Annotated in this window: 17 protein-coding genes; 13 read left to right on the top strand and 4 right to left on the bottom strand. The window is 47.1% G+C overall.

The features are described from left to right. Positions 1-261: 261 nt before the first annotated feature. The 5 genes from AC3WS5_RS03415 (at position 262) to atpH (ending at position 4,946) form a co-directional block, all read left to right on the top strand. On the top strand, positions 262-2,046 hold the full coding sequence (locus tag AC3WS5_RS03415; protein ID WP_492465810.1) for an ABC transporter ATP-binding protein: 1,785 nt from the start codon (positions 262-264) through the stop codon (positions 2,044-2,046). Positions 2,047-2,235: 189 nt separating this feature from the next. Then, a complete protein-coding gene (atpB, locus tag AC3WS5_RS03410; protein WP_492465809.1) occupies positions 2,236-3,333 on the top strand; it encodes a F0F1 ATP synthase subunit A in 1,098 nt (365 codons plus the stop codon). A 75-nt stretch (positions 3,334-3,408) separates the two neighbouring features. Next, positions 3,409-3,666 (top strand): ATP synthase F0 subunit C, encoded by a 258-nt coding sequence (gene atpE, locus AC3WS5_RS03405; RefSeq protein WP_492465808.1) that lies wholly within the window; start codon positions 3,409-3,411, stop codon positions 3,664-3,666. A 136-nt stretch (positions 3,667-3,802) separates the two neighbouring features. Further along, entirely contained in the window at positions 3,803-4,297 is a 495-nt protein-coding gene (gene atpF, locus AC3WS5_RS03400; RefSeq protein ID WP_492465807.1) for a F0F1 ATP synthase subunit B, read from the top strand. 85 nt (positions 4,298-4,382) lie between these two features. Beyond that, positions 4,383-4,946 carry an ATP synthase F1 subunit delta gene (atpH, locus tag AC3WS5_RS03395; protein ID WP_492465805.1) on the top strand — a complete coding sequence of 188 codons (564 nt, stop codon included), beginning with the start codon at positions 4,383-4,385 and terminating at the stop codon, positions 4,944-4,946. Positions 4,947-4,960: 14 nt separating this feature from the next. On the opposite strand, the gene AC3WS5_RS03390 is transcribed toward atpH, so the two are convergent. From AC3WS5_RS03390 to AC3WS5_RS03380, 3 genes are all read right to left on the bottom strand, one after another. After that, the gene (locus tag AC3WS5_RS03390) at positions 4,961-5,515 is read right to left on the bottom strand and encodes a CopD family protein (RefSeq protein ID WP_492465804.1); all 555 of its coding nucleotides are present in this window, start codon (positions 5,513-5,515) and stop codon (positions 4,961-4,963) included. 47 nt (positions 5,516-5,562) lie between these two features. Then, positions 5,563-6,612: a ferrochelatase gene (hemH, locus tag AC3WS5_RS03385; protein WP_492465803.1), complete on the bottom strand. Its 1,050-nt coding sequence runs from the start codon at positions 6,610-6,612 to the stop codon at positions 5,563-5,565. A 175-nt stretch (positions 6,613-6,787) separates the two neighbouring features. Next, entirely contained in the window at positions 6,788-7,333 is a 546-nt protein-coding gene (locus AC3WS5_RS03380; protein ID WP_492465802.1) for a methylated-DNA--[protein]-cysteine S-methyltransferase, read from the bottom strand. 258 nt (positions 7,334-7,591) lie between these two features. Between AC3WS5_RS03380 and hemA the strand changes: the two genes are divergently transcribed. The 8 genes from hemA to hemL all read left to right on the top strand — a co-directional run bounded on the left by hemA (position 7,592) and on the right by hemL (position 15,999). Beyond that, a complete protein-coding gene (gene hemA, locus AC3WS5_RS03375) occupies positions 7,592-8,836 on the top strand; it encodes a glutamyl-tRNA reductase (RefSeq protein WP_492465801.1) in 1,245 nt (414 codons plus the stop codon). Positions 8,837-8,958: 122 nt separating this feature from the next. Next, positions 8,959-9,903, top strand: a complete 945-nt coding sequence (hemC, locus tag AC3WS5_RS03370) for a hydroxymethylbilane synthase (protein WP_492465800.1) — start codon at positions 8,959-8,961, stop codon at positions 9,901-9,903. A 28-nt stretch (positions 9,904-9,931) separates the two neighbouring features. Continuing rightward, a complete protein-coding gene (locus AC3WS5_RS03365) occupies positions 9,932-10,615 on the top strand; it encodes a uroporphyrinogen-III synthase (protein WP_492465799.1) in 684 nt (227 codons plus the stop codon). After that, the gene (gene hemE / locus AC3WS5_RS03360; RefSeq protein ID WP_492465798.1) at positions 10,599-11,663 is read left to right on the top strand and encodes a uroporphyrinogen decarboxylase; all 1,065 of its coding nucleotides are present in this window, start codon (positions 10,599-10,601) and stop codon (positions 11,661-11,663) included. Before AC3WS5_RS03365 ends, hemE begins: the two co-directional genes overlap by 17 nt. Before the next feature lie 40 nt (positions 11,664-11,703). Further along, positions 11,704-12,687, top strand: a complete 984-nt coding sequence (gene hemB, locus AC3WS5_RS03355) for a porphobilinogen synthase (protein ID WP_492465797.1) — start codon at positions 11,704-11,706, stop codon at positions 12,685-12,687. 36 nt (positions 12,688-12,723) lie between these two features. Then, a complete protein-coding gene (gene hemN / locus AC3WS5_RS03350) occupies positions 12,724-14,082 on the top strand; it encodes an oxygen-independent coproporphyrinogen III oxidase (protein WP_492465796.1) in 1,359 nt (452 codons plus the stop codon). 89 nt (positions 14,083-14,171) lie between these two features. Then, complete coding sequence (locus AC3WS5_RS03345) at positions 14,172-14,693, top strand: STM3941 family protein (RefSeq protein WP_492465795.1); 522 nt, start codon at positions 14,172-14,174, stop codon at positions 14,691-14,693. A gap of 16 nt (positions 14,694-14,709) precedes the next feature. Further along, entirely contained in the window at positions 14,710-15,999 is a 1,290-nt protein-coding gene (gene hemL, locus AC3WS5_RS03340; RefSeq protein ID WP_492465794.1) for a glutamate-1-semialdehyde 2,1-aminomutase, read from the top strand. Here the strand turns inward: hemL and corA are convergent. Beyond that, positions 15,996-17,108 carry a magnesium/cobalt transporter CorA gene (gene corA, locus AC3WS5_RS03335; protein ID WP_492465792.1) on the bottom strand — a complete coding sequence of 371 codons (1,113 nt, stop codon included), beginning with the start codon at positions 17,106-17,108 and terminating at the stop codon, positions 15,996-15,998. The genes hemL and corA overlap by 4 nt on opposite strands. Between the last annotated feature and the right edge of the window lie 6 nt (positions 17,109-17,114).

The following is a 17,114-nucleotide window of genomic DNA, read 5'->3' as shown; positions in this document are numbered from 1 at the left end:
GGAAACAAAGGGAGGGGGGCTATCTGGTTGTATCTTGATATAATATGGCAAATCTTCTTCCGACATCTTTAACAAATCTAACCAAAGATGTTGTTAAAAACAGAATTAACCGTCATTTTCCCGGAATTTCTTCAGGCCAGGAAGTCGGACCAATGAACAGCGCTCACCGTTGAATTCAGGGGCTAGCAAGTAGTTAAAGCATCGGTATATGCACCTAATTGAAGTTTTGCATCAAAATCTTATTGATTAACTTGCAGGTTTATGGCCGGTCGCGGAAAAATTCTGTTCGATATATCAAAATTGCGACGCGTATTTCAATACGCGACTCCGTATAAGAAAAAATTTATTCTTTCGGTCATCCTGGCCATTTTGCTGGCAGTGATAACGCCGGTGAGACCGATGCTCATACAACTTACGGTAGACAAATATATCGCTGCATCGCTCCCGCGCATGGTCGTTTACATAACCCTGATCCAGGTAGGGATCATTCTGGTTGAGACTTTTTTGCGCTTTGTTTTCTCATTTACAACAGCCTGGCTGGGGCAAGCTGTGGTAAAAGATATACGGGTTGCTACCTACCGAAAGATCCTGAGTCTGAATTTGCGTCAGTTTGACCGCACTCCTATCGGCACATTGACTACCCGGACGATCAACGATATTGAATCAATTAATGAAATTTTTTCTGACGGGCTGATCCCGATAATCGCTGACCTCTTGTCTATCGTCTGCGTTTTGACATATATGTTCTGGATCGATTGGAAGCTGACCTTTATTTCCCTGCTTCCTTTCCCCATCATGATCTTCGCCACTTACTACTTCAAAGAGGCCATCAACAAATCCTTTTTCAAAGTAAGAAATGCGATAGCAGCACTCAACGCCTTTGTTCAGGAACACCTGAGCGGAATGAACGTGGTGCAGGCTTTTAATGCCGAACAGCGTGAGTTCAGCAAGTTTAAAGCAATCAACAAACAACACCGAAACGCCAATATTCAGTCGATTTTTGCTTATTCAGTGTTCTTCCCGGTCATTGAAATCATTTTGGCGCTTTCTACCGGGCTGGTGATCTGGTTTACCGCAAGGGAAGCGCTAAACCTGCATCAGGGCCAGCAAGGGATCATCGTTTCATTTATTCTTTGTCTGAATCTGCTCTTCAGGCCGCTGCGGATGCTTGCAGATAAATTTAACACGGTGCAGATGGGTATCATCGCCAGTGATCGGGTTTTTACCGTAATCGATAACCCGGATGTGGAAAAATTCCCTCCTGATACTCAGCAGTCGCCACGTGAGAAAATGAAGGGGGAAATCCGTTTCGAAAACGTATCCTTTGCCTACCAGGAACCACAGTGGGTCCTGAAAGATATCAGTTTTCAGATAAAAAGTGGGGAAACGGTGGCTATTGTAGGGCATACCGGAAGCGGTAAAACGACGATCATCAGTCTGCTCAACCGGTTTTATCCCGTTCAGCAGGGCATCATTTCGATCGATGGTGAAGATATTCAATCACTTTCCCCGGCTTACCTGCGAAGAAATATTGGCCTGGTCCTTCAGGATGTTTTCCTGTTTTCGGGATCTATTCTGGAAAATATCACGCTTCGGAACCCCAACATCAGCCGTGAACAGGTAGAATCGGCTGCAAAAATGATCGATATGCATGATTTTATCATGCAATTACCGGGCGGTTACGACTACAATGTAAGGGAACGTGGTGCCACACTTTCTCTGGGGCAGCGACAATTGCTGTCGTTCATCCGAGCTCTATTGTATGATCCTTCTGTCCTGGTACTGGATGAAGCCACTTCATCTATCGACACGGAAAGCGAGATACTGATCCAAAAAGCGACCGATACCCTGGTAAGGGGCCGGACCTCCATCGTCATTGCCCACCGGCTCAGCACCATCCGCAAAGCCGATAAGATCCTGGTGCTGGACAAAGGGCAGCTGGTAGAAAGTGGCAGCCACGAAGAATTGCTGGAACGGGGAGGCTATTATGCCCGGCTCCATAAAATGCAGTTTGAAAACCAGCAGGAAAGACTCAGGTCGGTGTGATTGGTTGGGAACGCCCCCACTTGCAACGAATGGTCGGGGAAAAACGGAATGCGTTCGAATGGCTGCTGAACGATCTGAATCCACCTGATAACATCCTCCAAAAATTTCCCCTGTTTTTGACCCAAATCCACGCCCAGAAATGTCTAAATTCGCTGTTGCCGCCTTATCTTTGCCGGAAATTTCGGAGAAATGGGCTATACTTGTTCTAAATACATCGTTACCAGTATTTTAGGTCTGTTTTTTGCTTTGCAGGCACAATTTGCGCTTGCGAACGAAGCTCCCACGGAAGCTTTCAACCCGGGACAAACCATCCTGCACCATATCGCAGATGCCCACGAGTTTCATTTCTTTGAATTCAAGAAGAGCAATGGCGAGGTTCTCAACGTCTCCCTGCCGCTCCCTGTTATATTGTATTCACCCCAGCGTGGATTTCACGTATTTATGTCATCCAAGTTTCACCATGGTACGGCAGTTTACAATGGATTTAAGGAGGATGAACACAGTAAGATCGTAGGTGTAAATGAAGCAGGCGCTCCGGATGAATCGGTAAAGGTATACGACTTTTCCATGTCCAAAAATGTGACACAACTGATTGTGGCCTGCCTGGTCCTTGTCTGGCTGCTGACATCACTGGCCAAAAAATACGGTAATGGTCAGGGTGTGACAACCGCACCTAAAGGATGGCAGAATGCCATTGAACCGGTGATTACCTTTATCAGGGATGACATTGCAAGACCAAACCTGGGTCCTAAGTATCACAAGTATTTCCCTTACCTGCTGACACTCTTTTTCTTTATACTGATCAACAATCTATTTGGCATGCTCCCGGGCGCAGCGAATGTGACCGGAAATATAGCCTTTACCGCGATGCTGGGCATCATCTCCTTTTTTGTTATCCTGTTCAGTACAAACAGTCATTACTGGAAACATATTTTTTGGTTCCCCGGAGTTCCCATTCCGGTTAAGATCCTGATGCTCCCGGTAGAGTTGATGGGCGTATTTACAAAACCTTTCGCACTGATTGTCCGTTTGTTTGCGAATATGACGGCGGGGCATATCATTGTTCTTAGTTTTATCAGTCTAATATTTATTTTCACCAATATGTCGAAAGTTGCCGGAGTTGGTTTTGCGCCGGTTTCTGTGATCTTCTCCGTTTTCATTTATCTGATTGAGATTTTGGTGGCATTCATCCAGGCTTACATTTTCACCAGCCTGACGGCTATCTTTATTGGCGGGGCAATTGGAGATCATCATTTTGAGGCAGACGTGCAGGAGCCGCATCATTAATTTGATTTGAAAGTACCGGCAGAAAGGTTCTGCCACAACAGAAAGTTTTTTTTAACCAATTATAATAACAGAAAAATGGATTTACTGAATGTTTTATTACAATCAGAAGTGGTTTCAAGCTGGTCACATTTTGGCGGTGCAGTAGGCGCAGGCCTCGCAGCCATTGGCGCTGGTATCGGTATCGGCCAGATCGGCAGGGGCGCTACCGAAGGTATTGCCCGTCAGCCGGAAGCTGCTAATGACATTCGTGGTGCCATGATCCTGAGTGCCGCTCTGATCGAAGGGGTTGCCCTTTTTGCGGTAATCGCTGGTCTCCTTGCGGTGCTGAAATAGGATCTGCCACAAAAAGCTACTGTATCCGAAGCAAAGGGCGGAGGATACAGTAATTTTAATTTTTCCTGTATAATTTTTACAGCCGGCAGTAATCGGATCACAGATCACGCCGGCAACAAGTATAAACAACCGAAATATGGAACTACTTCAACCCGCATTGGGATATTTTATCTGGGCACTGATTATCTTTTTAGTCCTGTTGATCGTCCTGAAGAAATTTGCCTGGACCCCTATCATTAAAATGCTGAATGAAAGGGAGCACAATATTGCCGGTGCCATTGCAAGTGCCGAAAAGGTAAGAGCTGAAATGGCGCAACTCCAGAATGAGAATGAAGCATTGCTGGCAAAGGCCCGGGAAGAGAGAGCGCAGTTGCTCAAAGAAGCCCGTGATACCAGGGAAAAACTTATCAATGAAGCTAAAGACCAGGCAAAAGTTGAGGCCTCCAGGATCATTAGTGATGCACAACTGGCTATTAATGCACAAAAAATGGCAGCTTTGACCGAGGTTAAAAACGAAGTAGGAAAGCTGGTGATAGAAGTTAGTGAAAAGCTGCTGAAACAGGAGCTGTCAACACAAGCCCGCCAGGAGGAGCATATCAACAGCCTGATCAACAGCATCAAATTCAGCTAAGCGATTCACAATCCATCTAAGAGATCGTTGTCCGCTACTGACAAAAATTAACCAAACATCGAAAAAATATTAATACATATATTGAATGCCTAATCCTCGCTTAGCCTCCAGATATGCCAAAGCCTTACTGGATCTTTCCATTGAAAAAGGCACGCTTGAAGAGGTATATAAAGATATGATCTGGCTGCAGACCATCTGCAAAGGAAGCAGGGAATTTGTAAACCTCCTGCGCAGCCCCATTATTCATGCAGATGCAAAGAAGAAAATCCTGGACCAGATAACTTCAGGCAGTCTCAATGTACTAACCAGGCAGTTTCAGGAGCTTCTGATCACCAAAAACAGGGAGTCTATTCTGCCGGAGGTCATTCCGAGTTTTATTGACCAATATAAAAAATACAAGGATATCCACACGGTAAAACTCACCACTGCCGTCCCCGTAAGCCAGGAAGTAAAGGATAATATTACGACTCATATCCGGCAGGATGCCGGATTCACCAATATCGATCTGGAGGCAGAAGTGAATCCTGACCTGATCGGAGGTTTTGTACTTGAAGTGGGTGATAAACTGGTGGATGCAAGTATCGCGTACGACCTAAAGGAGATAGCCAGGCAGTTTCAGCGTAATGAATTCGTCTACAGGGTTCGATAATCCCCCGCAATTCCCTACTTTTTCTTCGTCCGGATCCGCTTGTAGACCCTGATAGCCATCAGAAGCAAAACGACCAGCAATACTGTGCCAACAGTTCCCCAAAGCAGACTCATGGCTTGTTTTACAACAACCAGGATGACAATAGTAATCAGAAAAATGGTCGCAACCTCATTCCACATCCTCAGCTGATCCCCGGTGTATTTGAACCTGCCTGCCAGTTGTTGTTTCATGACGACCTGAAGTGAATAATGATACAGGTAGAGGAAAACAACCAGGATAAGTTTCAACAATAACCAAAGGCCTCCTTTTTGAAACGGGAGAAAATACCATTTGAGATTTAACAGCAACCAAACTCCCATGATCAGGGTAATAATGGCGGAAGGCCAGGTGATCCCATACCATAACCGTTTCATCATGATGGCAAACTGATGATGGAGCACATCCCGCACTTCAGCAGGTTTTTCATTTGCTTCCACATTATATATCAGCAGGCGGGGCATATAGAATAGTCCCGCGAACCAGGTCACCACAAATATGATGTGGATTGCTTTTAGGTATAGATAAGTCATCGCTGCTCCTTAAGTTAGTTTTTTCGCTCCCGTATTTCCGTGATCGATCATCCTGCTTGTACCGCCTCGTTGGCCGTCTGGCTCTCCTTAATTAGTTGCAGGACCGTATCCAACCAAGGCTCATTTGTATTCAGGCACGGAATGTACGTATACTTTTCACCGCCGGCGTGCATAAACAACTCTTTCCCCTCCTGGTTGATCTCTTCCAGCGTTTCCAGGCAATCACTGATAAATGCGGGGCAGACGATCAGCAGCTTTTTCACGCCTTCTTTTGGTAATTCCGGAAGACGTAATTGCGTGCTGGGGGTAAGCCAGGGATCTCTTTTGCCCAGACGACTCTGGTAGCTCTGCTGCCATTGATCTTTGCGTAGGCCCAACTTTTTTGCGACCAATTCACTCGTCATGGTCACCTGGTGCCGATAGCAAGTCTTGTGCGAAGGGCTGCTTTTATAGCAGCAATTTTCGACCTGCATGCAGTGATACCCGGTGGGATCGGCTTTCAGAACGTGGCGTTCCGGAATCCCATGATAACTGAAGAGCAACTGGTCAAACTCCTCATCCAGAAAGGGTTTGATACTTGCTGCCAGCGCGTCAATATAAGAGGGATGATTATAAAACGGCGGGACAACTTTCAGTTCGAAAGAGTATTTGTTCTTAGCGTACGCCGTTTTCATATGCTCAACAGCAGTTTCGTAGCTGCTCATCGCGTAGTGCGGATACAGCGGTAAGAGGATCACTTCCTTCAGATCGGGTTGTTTTTTCATTAGCCGCCTGTAAGCTTCGTCAGGTGTGGGGTTGCCATAGCGCATTGAAATTTCCACGGGCATATCTGTCCGCTGCTGTACGGCTTCTTTCAATTGTTCAGTAAGCACGATCAGCGGTGAACCCTCATCCCACCAAATACTACGGTAAGCTTCGGCGGAACGTGGGGCCCTGAAAGGAACAATGATACCCCTCACCAGCAACAGCCTGGCCAGGTATGGTTTATCAATTACCCGCTCGTCCATCAAAAACTCGTTCAGATAACGCCTGACATCGTTAACCTTTGTTGAATCCGGGGACCCCAGGTTCATTAATACGATTCCCGTTGTATTCATTCAGGCAATGATACGAAAAAAAGAAACCAGCTAAAGGAATAGGCGGTAATTCATTAAAAAATGGCAATCGCCTGACATTAAATGTAATGGGAAACGAACTTGAATTTTGCCTGAAAACGATTAAAAATTGAGTCCGGACAATCAGGAGTGCCGCACTCGATCCTGCTGGTTCTGCTTACACCTGCATTCCGTCAAACAAGGACAATGGCCGTCCGGTCTCCTTTTCGAGATCCAGGAGAAATCGCTTTCGCCACAGTCCGCCGGCATAACCTGTGAGCTGCCCGTCTGAGCCAATCACACGGTGGCAGGGCACCAGGATAGCGATCTTGTTCTGTCCGTTGGCGTGCGCCACCGCTCTAATGGCTGCCGGGTTACCGAGTGCATTGGCCTGCTGAAGGTAGGTCCGTGTCTTTCCATAGGGTATCTCCTGGAGTTTTGCCCAGACCGATTGCTGAAAACTGGTGCCCGTCAGCACCAGCGGGACGGAAAACTCTTTTAAGCTACCGGCAAAATAACCCTTTAACTCTTCCGCAAGTTTAGCCAGATGTTCATTATCTCCAGGCTGAATCCTGGCATTGAGTTCCCTTTCCAATTTCTCAAGCTCCGGTTCCAAAGCCCGCCCCTCATCAAACTCAACCAGGTAAATGCCATCGTCACCGGCACAGGCAATCAGTACACCCAGTGGCGAGTCGACTTGTTTTATGGATATAATGCGCTGCATAGCTATGAATTTTCCCTAAAGTCCGAAAATTTTTGAATTAACGGAAGGTTGTATTTTAAAATAAATGCGTTCCCCGGTTAGCAGCCCCACTACCGCAATGCTGACCTTTTTTTGGCGAGTTGACAGATAGCGCTCGAGGCTAAACGCAGGGGAAATTATAACAATTGTTTTCAACTGGTCGGCTTTTTTGACCGGTTCATGACATAAATATGACTAAAATATTGAGTAACAGGCCTATTTTTGTCCCTCAGCAAAACAATGCCTTTAGACGAGTATCATATTTCAAAACGGGTATTAGACCATTTCACCGTTGTAGGGATCAATTATAGCAAAGCCGACACCGCTACAAGGGGCCTGTTTTCCGTAACCCAGGAGAGTTTTATTGATCTTGCAGAAAGCGCCAAACAACAAAATATACGAAGCGTCTTTGTTGTGTCCACCTGTAATCGCACAGAGATCTATGGTATCGTGGAGTCGCCCATGGAACTGGCCGACTTGTTAGTAGAACATACGAATGGGAGCAGCAACGACTTATATGAATTTGGTTATTTCAGGAACGGAGACTATGCGCTGGATCACCTGTTCAGCGTTGCTGCCGGACTGGATTCACAGATCCTGGGTGATTATGAGATTCTGGGGCAGATCCGGAGGTCGGTCGATCACTCCAGAAAACTGGGTTTGATAGGTCCGGTTATGGACAGGATCCTGAATTTCGTTTACCAGGCCTCGAAAAAGGTAAAGACAGAAACTGATTTAAGCAATGGAACGGTCTCTGTTTCTTTTGCAGCAATAGAACTGCTTAATGAGCGCCCCAGGCTGTCCAATGCAAAGGTATTGGTGATTGGGGCAGGGAAGTTCAGCGTGAATGTTTGTAAAAACCTGAACATTTATTTGCCCGGCGCCCGGCTGACGGTGGTCAACCGGACAGATGAGAAAGCCAGGCTACTTGCCGAAGAAACAAGCATTGAATCTGACCTGTACGCCAACCTGGAAAATCAGATCAGGGAAAACGAAGTGATTATCGTTTGCACAAATGCAACGACACCTACGATCCTGCCGGCATTCTTTGAAGGCGTTGGCGACAAACTTATACTCGATCTTTCTGTGCCCGCAAATGTTCACCCCGAGGTGAAAAATCTGAAAGGGGTGGAAGTGATCGATGTGGATGAGATCTCAAAACAAATACTGGATACCACGCTAACTAAGCGACAGGCAGAGGTCCCTGAGGCACTGGCCATCATTGAACAATACAAAGAGGATTTCCTGGCTTGGCTGAAGGATTACCATTACGTTTTACATCTCAAGGAATGGAAAAATAAACTTACAGCCATTGATGCATCCGCAGGTGCCTGTGAATTTTACGAGAATCACGAACTGATCGATGATACAGAAAGAGTGGACAGGGCGCGGAAGGCTGTCAAGCGGCTGGCTCTGAATCTCAAAAGTGGGAAAGACAGAGGATGCCAGTTCATAAACCTGATCAATGATTATCTCAGTGCCTGAAACCGGACTTTTTCCTTTCGCGATATTACCCGGGACCAGGATTCGTAAGCAAAGCATAATATCGCACAACCACCAAATTTTTAATCCTTCTAAACCCACCAAAATCAGCGTCACTGACAGATATGACAAAGCCAATCAGAATAGGAACCAGAGATAGCCAGTTAGCCCTGTGGCAAGCCAACAGAGTAAAGAAGTTGCTGGAGCAAAACGGCCACAGCGCAGAGCTGGTCACCATTAAGAGTGAAGGGGACCTGGATGTAGAAACTCCATTGTACGCAATAGGCGTAGAGGGCATATTTACGCGGAGTCTTGACACAGCCCTGCTGAATAACCGGATTGATGTTGCTGTCCATAGTATGAAAGATGTACCCGTACAATTGCCAAAAGGTATCGTACAGGCAGCCGTGTCACCCAGGGCATCACATAAAGATATTTTAGTATTCAGGGAAGGGGTGGACATTGAAGCGTATTTCTCCCAGGTAGAGAGTGGTTTGTTGCAAAACAGGCAGGCCGTTATTGCCACCTCCAGCATTCGCCGCAAAGCACAGTGGTTGAACCGGTATCCGGGCACTGTTTTCGAAAACCTAAGGGGCAATATCAACACGCGCCTGAATAAACTGGCAGAAAGCCAATGGCTGGGCGCCATTTTTGCTGCTGCCGGTCTGGAACGGATCGGCCTCCGACCGTTGAACAGTGTTGACCTGGACTGGATGCTGCCGGCGCCGGCTCAGGGCGCCATCATGGTAACGGCAGCGGAAAACAACGACCAGGTATTGAAGGCCTGTGAAAGGCTAAAAGATCCTGACACAGCGATTGCTGTAAGGGTAGAGCGCGATTTTCTAAGTGCATTGATGGGTGGTTGCTCCACGCCAATCAGCGCGTTGGCTGTAGTAAAAAATGGCTATATTGTCTTCAAAGGGAACATCGTTTCACCGGACGGGACTAAGAGAGCCGACGTAGAGAAAATATTTTCTATGGATCAATATATGGAGGCAGGCAGCGTTGCTGCGGCCATAATTCGTGCAAATGGCGGAGAAGAAATCCTGCAGGCAATGAGCAATGTATAATCAAATAAAAATACTGAGCACAAAAATATTGGATACGGATATCATTGAACAAGCCGCATCCGATAATATCTCCATTGAGTGTGTCCCTTTCATTGAAACAAAATATATTGCAGATGTGGATTTGCAACAGCAAATAAACGGGTTAGGCATTCTATTGAAAGACGTCATTTTTACCAGTGCAAATGCAGTCAAAGCCGTCGCGCAAAGTCTTGCAAACCCGCCAGCCTGGGGCATATTCTGTATATCAGGCAGCACTAAAAAAGCTGTGCAACAGTTTTTCCCCGGTTCAAAAATTTTGGGATCTGCACCGTATGGTGATATTTTAGCCGATAAAATCCTGCAAAGAAAAGAAGTGAGTGAAGTCCTCTTCTTTTGCGGCAGCAGGAGGCTGGATACCATTCCTCAAACGCTTTCAAATGCTGGCATCGCGGTGCAGGAGCTGGTCGTGTATGAAACCACACTTACCCCGGTAAAAATTGATTCGGCATACCAGGGTATACTTTTCTTCAGCCCCAGCGCGGTAGAGAGTTTTTTTCAGCTCAACCGGCTGAGTTCGGATACAACCGTATTCGCCATTGGCGAGACCACCGCGGACGCGCTGAGGAAGCACTGCGATGATGTACGGGTCTCAGCCGAAACAACACAACAGGGAATACTAAAAGTCGTTAAGGAAAGTTTTTTGCAGCAAGGAAATTATGATGAAAAGAGATAAGCATATAAAAAATGATTTGATCATTCGGACCCTGTTGGGCGAGGAAACCGAACGTACTCCCGTGTGGATGATGCGGCAGGCTGGCCGCTACCTGCCGGAATACATCAAGCTGCGGGAGAAATATTCTTTTTTCGAGCGCTGCCAGAATCCTGATCTCGCCAGCGAGATCACACTGCAACCGGTAGACATCATCGGGGTGGACGCAGCAATATTGTTTTCAGATATCCTGGTCGTTCCCCAGGCTATGGGGCTGGAAGTACAATTAATAGAGAAGATGGGCCCATTTCTCCCCGAACCCATCAAAATCGAGAAGGACCTGCAGCGTCTGCATATTCCCGATGTGCAAGAAGGCCTGGGTTATGTATTTGAAGCGATCCGGCTCGTGAAGCAGGAACTGAATGGTCGTGTACCCTTAATCGGCTTTGCGGGGGCGCCCTGGACACTCCTTTGCTATATGGTGCAGGGAAAGGGCAGCAAAACTTTCGATGAAGCCAAAGCATTTTGTTACCAGCAACCTGAACTGGCACATCGCTTATTACAGATGATCACAGACACCACCATCGCCTACCTCAGAGGACAGGCGGCGGCAGGTGCAGATATTTTACAAATTTTCGACAGTTGGGGAGGTTTATTGGGGAAAAAGGATTTTGAGAACTTATCACTGCGGTACATTCGGCAAATTGTTGCAGCCCTGAAAGAGGAAATACCCGTGATCATCTTTGCAAAAGGAGCCTGGAACTCGTTGCCTGAAATGGCTGACACTGGTGCACAAGGGCTGGGTATCGACTGGTGTATAGAACCGACCATGGCACGTCAACTAGCCGGGAATTACGTCACGCTGCAGGGAAATCTTGATCCTGCAAAACTGATGTCGCCCATTCCACAGATCAAAAAAGATGTAAAGGAAATGCTTGAGGCGTTTGGCAGCACCCGGCATATCGCCAACCTGGGGCACGGCATCCTTCCGAATATTCCGGTGGACCACGCCAGGGCTTTCGTGGATACGGTGAAAGAGTTTATCCATGGTCACCAATATCAAAATAGTTAATTTTAGATTTATATATATTGGGTAACACTACATTTAAATTATGTATTTACAACGCAGGAACCGCATCACACGTCGCACGGCCGCAATTAGGGCCATGGTGGCGGAAACGGTATTAACCGCAAACGATTTTATAGCTCCCCTGTTTATCACGGAGGGCACAGGCGTAGTGGAGGAAATTCCTTCGATGAAAAATTATTACCGGCGATCGCTGGACCGGACCATCGATGACGTAAAGGAGTTGTGGGCAATGGGTATAAAAAGCATTTTACTTTTTGTAAAAGCTGAGGACTCCCTGAAAGATAACACGGGCAAAGAAAGCTGGAACCCCAACGGTCTGATGCAAAGATCTGTCGGCGCGATCAAAGATGCCTTACCTGAAATGGTGGTGATGACGGATGTCGCTCTGGATCCCTATTCGGAGTATGGACACGATGGTATTGTAAACCCGGAAAAGGGAACCATCCTGAATGACGAGACCGTAGAAGCCCTGACGCGAATGAGTCTTTCCCACGCCGCAGCAGGTGCTGATTTCATTGCCCCTAGCGATATGATGGACGGGCGGATCGGTGCATTCCGGCAAGCGCTGGAAGAAAATGGGTATAGTGAGGTTGGCATCCTGAGTTACTCGGCCAAATATGCGAGCTGCTTTTACGGACCGTTCAGGGATGCTTTGGACAGCGCACCGGGATTTGGAGACAAGAAGACCTACCAGATGAATTTTGCCAACCGGATCGAAGCGATCGATGAGGTTCTTCAGGACGTGGAAGAGGGCGCCGACATCGTGATGGTAAAACCCGCCATGGCCTACTTGGATATTATCCGGGAAGTAAAAAATGCGGTGACAGTACCCGTTTCAGCATATCACGTAAGCGGCGAATACGCCATGATCAAGGCAGCAGCGGCAAATGGCTGGCTCGACGAAGACAAAGCGATCATCGAGAGCCTGACCTCTATTAAACGCGCGGGTGCCGATCTGATCGCGACTTACTTTGCTAAAGATGCCGCGCGACTTATCCATGGGTAAGAGACAGCAGCGCGAAAGTATTTTTATTCATACTATATGAATCTGATAAATAAATATAATATCCCCGGTCCGAGGTACACGAGCTATCCCACTGTCCCGTACTGGGATGAAACAACTTTCTCGGCCAGCAACTGGAAGGAATCCCTGACCCGTAGTTTTGAAGAGAGCAATGACAGCCAGGGCATCAGCATCTATATCCACCTGCCTTTTTGTGAGAGTCTTTGCACATTTTGCGCCTGTCACAAACACATTACAAAACGACATTCTGTAGAGGAGCCCTATATCGAAACCGTTTTGAAAGAATGGAAATTATACCGGCAGATCCTGGGAAAGAGACCGAAGATAAAGGAACTTCATTTGGGTGGCGGCACCCCAACTTTTTTCAGCCCTGAAAACCTGAAATATTTACTGGAAAATATTTTCGAGTCGGCAGATATTGATGGGCACCCGGGATTCAGTTTCGAAGGGCACCCTAACAATACAACACCCGCACATCTGAAAACCCTATATGACCTGGGGTTCAGGCGATGCAGCTTCGGGGTGCAGGATTATGACGAAAAAGTTCAGCGAACCATTCACCGCGTTCAACCCTTTGAAAATGTGCAGCATGTTACGGACAAAGCCAGGGAGATAGGTTACGAAAGCGTCAGCCACGATCTGATTTTTGGCCTTCCGCACCAAAGCTGGGCCTCAATGTCCGCGACCATTGAAAAAACCAAGTCGCTGAAACCCGACCGGATCGCCTTTTATTCCTATGCCCATGTCCCCTGGATCAAAGGAGTGGGCCAGCGCGGATTTGATGAAAATGATCTGCCATCGCCCGAATTGAAACGGGAGTTGTATGAAAAAGGCAGAAGGCTCCTCGAGGAGTTGGGTTATATCGAAATAGGTATGGATCATTTTTCACTTCCTACCGACAAGCTTTACCAATCGATGCTCGACAAAACGATCCACCGGAATTTCATGGGATACTCATCATCGTCAACCCAACTGATGATCGGCCTCGGCATGTCTGCCATCAGCGATAGCTGGTATGCGTTCGCACAGAATGACAAATCTGTTGATGGTTACACGGAACAGGTGAACAAAGGAATCCTGCCCGTTTTCCGCGGGCACCTCTTAAACCGGGAGGATCTGATTGTCCGCCGGCATATCCTGAACATCATGTGCCTGCTGGAAACTTCCTGGCAGGAAGAAGAAGCGAGACTGCCTGAGATGCCTGCAATCATGGAGCGCCTGGAGGAAATGAAACTAGATGGGCTGATTGAGATCAGTCAAAACCATTTGCAGGTGACAGAAAAAGGGCGCAGTTTTGTACGGAATATCGCGATGGCCTTTGACCTGAGGATGATCCGCAACCAGCCGGAAACCAGGATTTTCTCGATGACGGTCTGATGACCAGGACCCAGCACGCAACGCCGGAAAGGTCTTCATGGCTTCCGGCCGGCAGTGGACAGATTTGAACAGGCAGAAAAGTATGCAGGATGGAAGTAGTTAAAATCCCTTTTGATAAATCAAAACTGGCGCTGTATTTTATCGGTGCACTGGTGTTGATCATAGCCGGAATTCTTTTTATTATAAAACCTTTTTGGTTTATACGTTCGGATGACCCCGCGGTTATTAAAATCATCGGTTACATCTTTATCATTTTATTTAGCGGCGTTGCTTTGTTTATCGCGCAAAAACTATGGAACAATCTCCCCGGTCTGGTACTGGATGACGAGGGTATCACCGATAACGCGGGGGGAAGTTCGGTGGGAAAATTTTTTTGGAAAGATATTGTGGAGATATCCAGAAAAGACATCATGAATCAGCCTTTCATTTTGCTGAAAATGAAGAATCCGCTTTTTTACCTGGATCGGGAAAAGAACCCGCTGGAGAAACAAATGATGGAGTTGAATCTGAAACTCTTCAACACGCCTGTCAGTCTGACTTCCAAAGGTTTGAAAATTGGTATTGATGAACTTTATACATTGATAAGCACGAATAGTAAAAAATTCAGTTGACCGGAATCTAACCATTATGTACACATACGAATCAAGCAAAGCATTATTTGCCAGGGCGCAGCAAAGTATTCCCGGGGGTGTGAATTCACCGGTACGGGCATTTAAAAGCGTTGGTGGCACCCCTATATTCATTACAAAAGCAACCGACGCCTATCTCTTCGATGCTGATGGGCAGCGGTATATCGATTACATCGCATCCTGGGGGCCGATGATCCTTGGGCACGCCTACGGACCGGTCGTGGAAGCCATTAAAGAACAGGTGACCCTGTCCACCTCTTATGGCGCCCCCACTGAACTGGAAATCGAGATGGCGGAGCTGATCAAATCGATGACACGGAATGTAGACCTGATACGAATGGTGAACAGTGGCACCGAAGCCTGCATGAGCGCACTGCGCCTGGCCCGTGGTTATACCGGACGGAACAAGTTCATCAAATTTGAAGGTTGCTATCATGGTCACGCCGACGCTTTCCTGGTAAGCGCCGGGAGTGGCGTTGCTACTTTCAATATACAGACAGTTCCGGGTGTTACGGCGGGTGCGGCCAATGATACCCTGACCTGCCCCTACAATGATCTGGATGCGGTAAGGCGATTGACCGAACAACACAAAGGTGACATAGCTGCGATTATTGTGGAACCGATTGCGGGAAATATGGGATGCGTATTGCCGGGTGAAGGCTTCCTGCAAGGCTTGCGTCAGATCTGCAACGAAGAAGGTATCGTATTGATTTTTGATGAGGTGATGACTGGCTTCCGGCTGGCACTGGGCGGGGCCCAGGAGAGACTGGGTATTGATGCGGATCTTATCACTTATGGCAAAGTCATTGGCGGAGGCCTTCCTGTTGGGGCATTTGGTGGAAGAAAAGAAATCATGGAGCAGGTAGCACCCATCGGAAAAGTATATCAGGCAGGTACATTGAGCGGTAACCCCATTGCCATGACGGCAGGTTATACTCTTTTGCAGGCATTGAAAAACAATCCCAGTCTATTAAAGGAACTGGAAGCTAAAACCCAATATTTGAAAGACGGTATTGAATCAGCGCTAAACGCCTGGGGACGGCCGTTTCAGTTGAATCATTTCGGGAGCATGATGAGCCTTTTCTTCAACAGTCACCCTGTAACCAACTTTACTGAAGCTGCCGGTTCTGATATGGAATTATTTAAACGATTCTTTCAGGCCCTGCTGAAACGCGGTATTTATTTGCCGCCTTCGGGATTTGAAAGCTGGTTCCTGAACAATGCCCTGCGTTATGAAGACCTTGATGAAACAATCCAGGCAGTGAAGGAAAGTCTGAATGAGATTTAAAACCAGCCTCTTCTTTTGAAGACCAGCAGCATCCAGACCGGAATCAGCAGCATCATTCCTACGGCGATCCAGAAGCCCCAATGATGACCAGATAACGGGATTACCTGGAAGTTCATGCCGAAGATGCCGCCGATAACGGTAGCCGGCGCCAGCACGCAGGTTACTATCGCCATAACTTTCATCACTTCGTTCATTTTGAGATTGACGTTGCTGATGTACAGGTCCTGCATACTCATAATCATGTCACGGTAGTTATCAACCAGGTCAATGGCCTGCACGATGTGGTCATATACATCTTTGTAAAACCGCTCATTAAATTCAGTCAGCAGATCGCTCTCGCTCTTTACCAGGTTACCAACCAGCTCCCTGACGGGATAAATACTTCGTTTCAGTACGATCTGTTCTTTCCGCAACGCATTGATTCTGGCAAGGGTTCTCTTTGTCGTCCGACGCACGATTTCTTCCTCGATTTCTTCAATCTGATCACCCAATTCTTCCATCACCAGGAAATAATGGTCAACAATCGTATCCAGCAGGGTATAAAAAAGATAATCCGATTCTTTAGTGCGGGTCCGGCTAACGGGCAATTTCAAACGGCTCCGAAGCGCATCAAACACATCGCGGTCCGGATCGTCCTGAAAAGTGATCACAAAGTCTTTACCAAGCACAAGGCTGATTTGCTCCTGATCAACTGATCGCTGTTGCGGATTGTAATACAACATATTCAGCACACAAAAAAGAATTTCATCGATCTCATCCATCTTCGGACGCTGCCCCAGGCTCAGAATATCCTCTCTCAATAACGGGTGAATACCGAAGCGTTCCCCAAATGCGTCTACATCGGCCTTTCGCAGCCCATCGACATTGATCCAGACGATCTTTTTGTTGTTTCGCAAGGCCAGCGCTTCGTCTACCGATATCTCCCGGTATTCCGTCATGGATTCTTTGTCGTAGCAATATGCATTGATCACTACACGGGAGGCCTCTTCTCTGACGGGGGCAACGGTTGGGTTGACAGAAAGGATTTCTTTTGTTCTCTTCGTTCCGAACAATTCCAGAATATTTGGCAACAGTAAATACTTCAGATATTTTCGGGGGGTTGAATTCATCTATTC

It is taken from the genome of Niabella sp. CPT15-335-S11 (assembly GCF_058792415.1).
The sequence above is the reverse complement of the archived record's forward strand: the minus strand, read 5'-3'. Positions and strand labels throughout refer to the sequence as shown.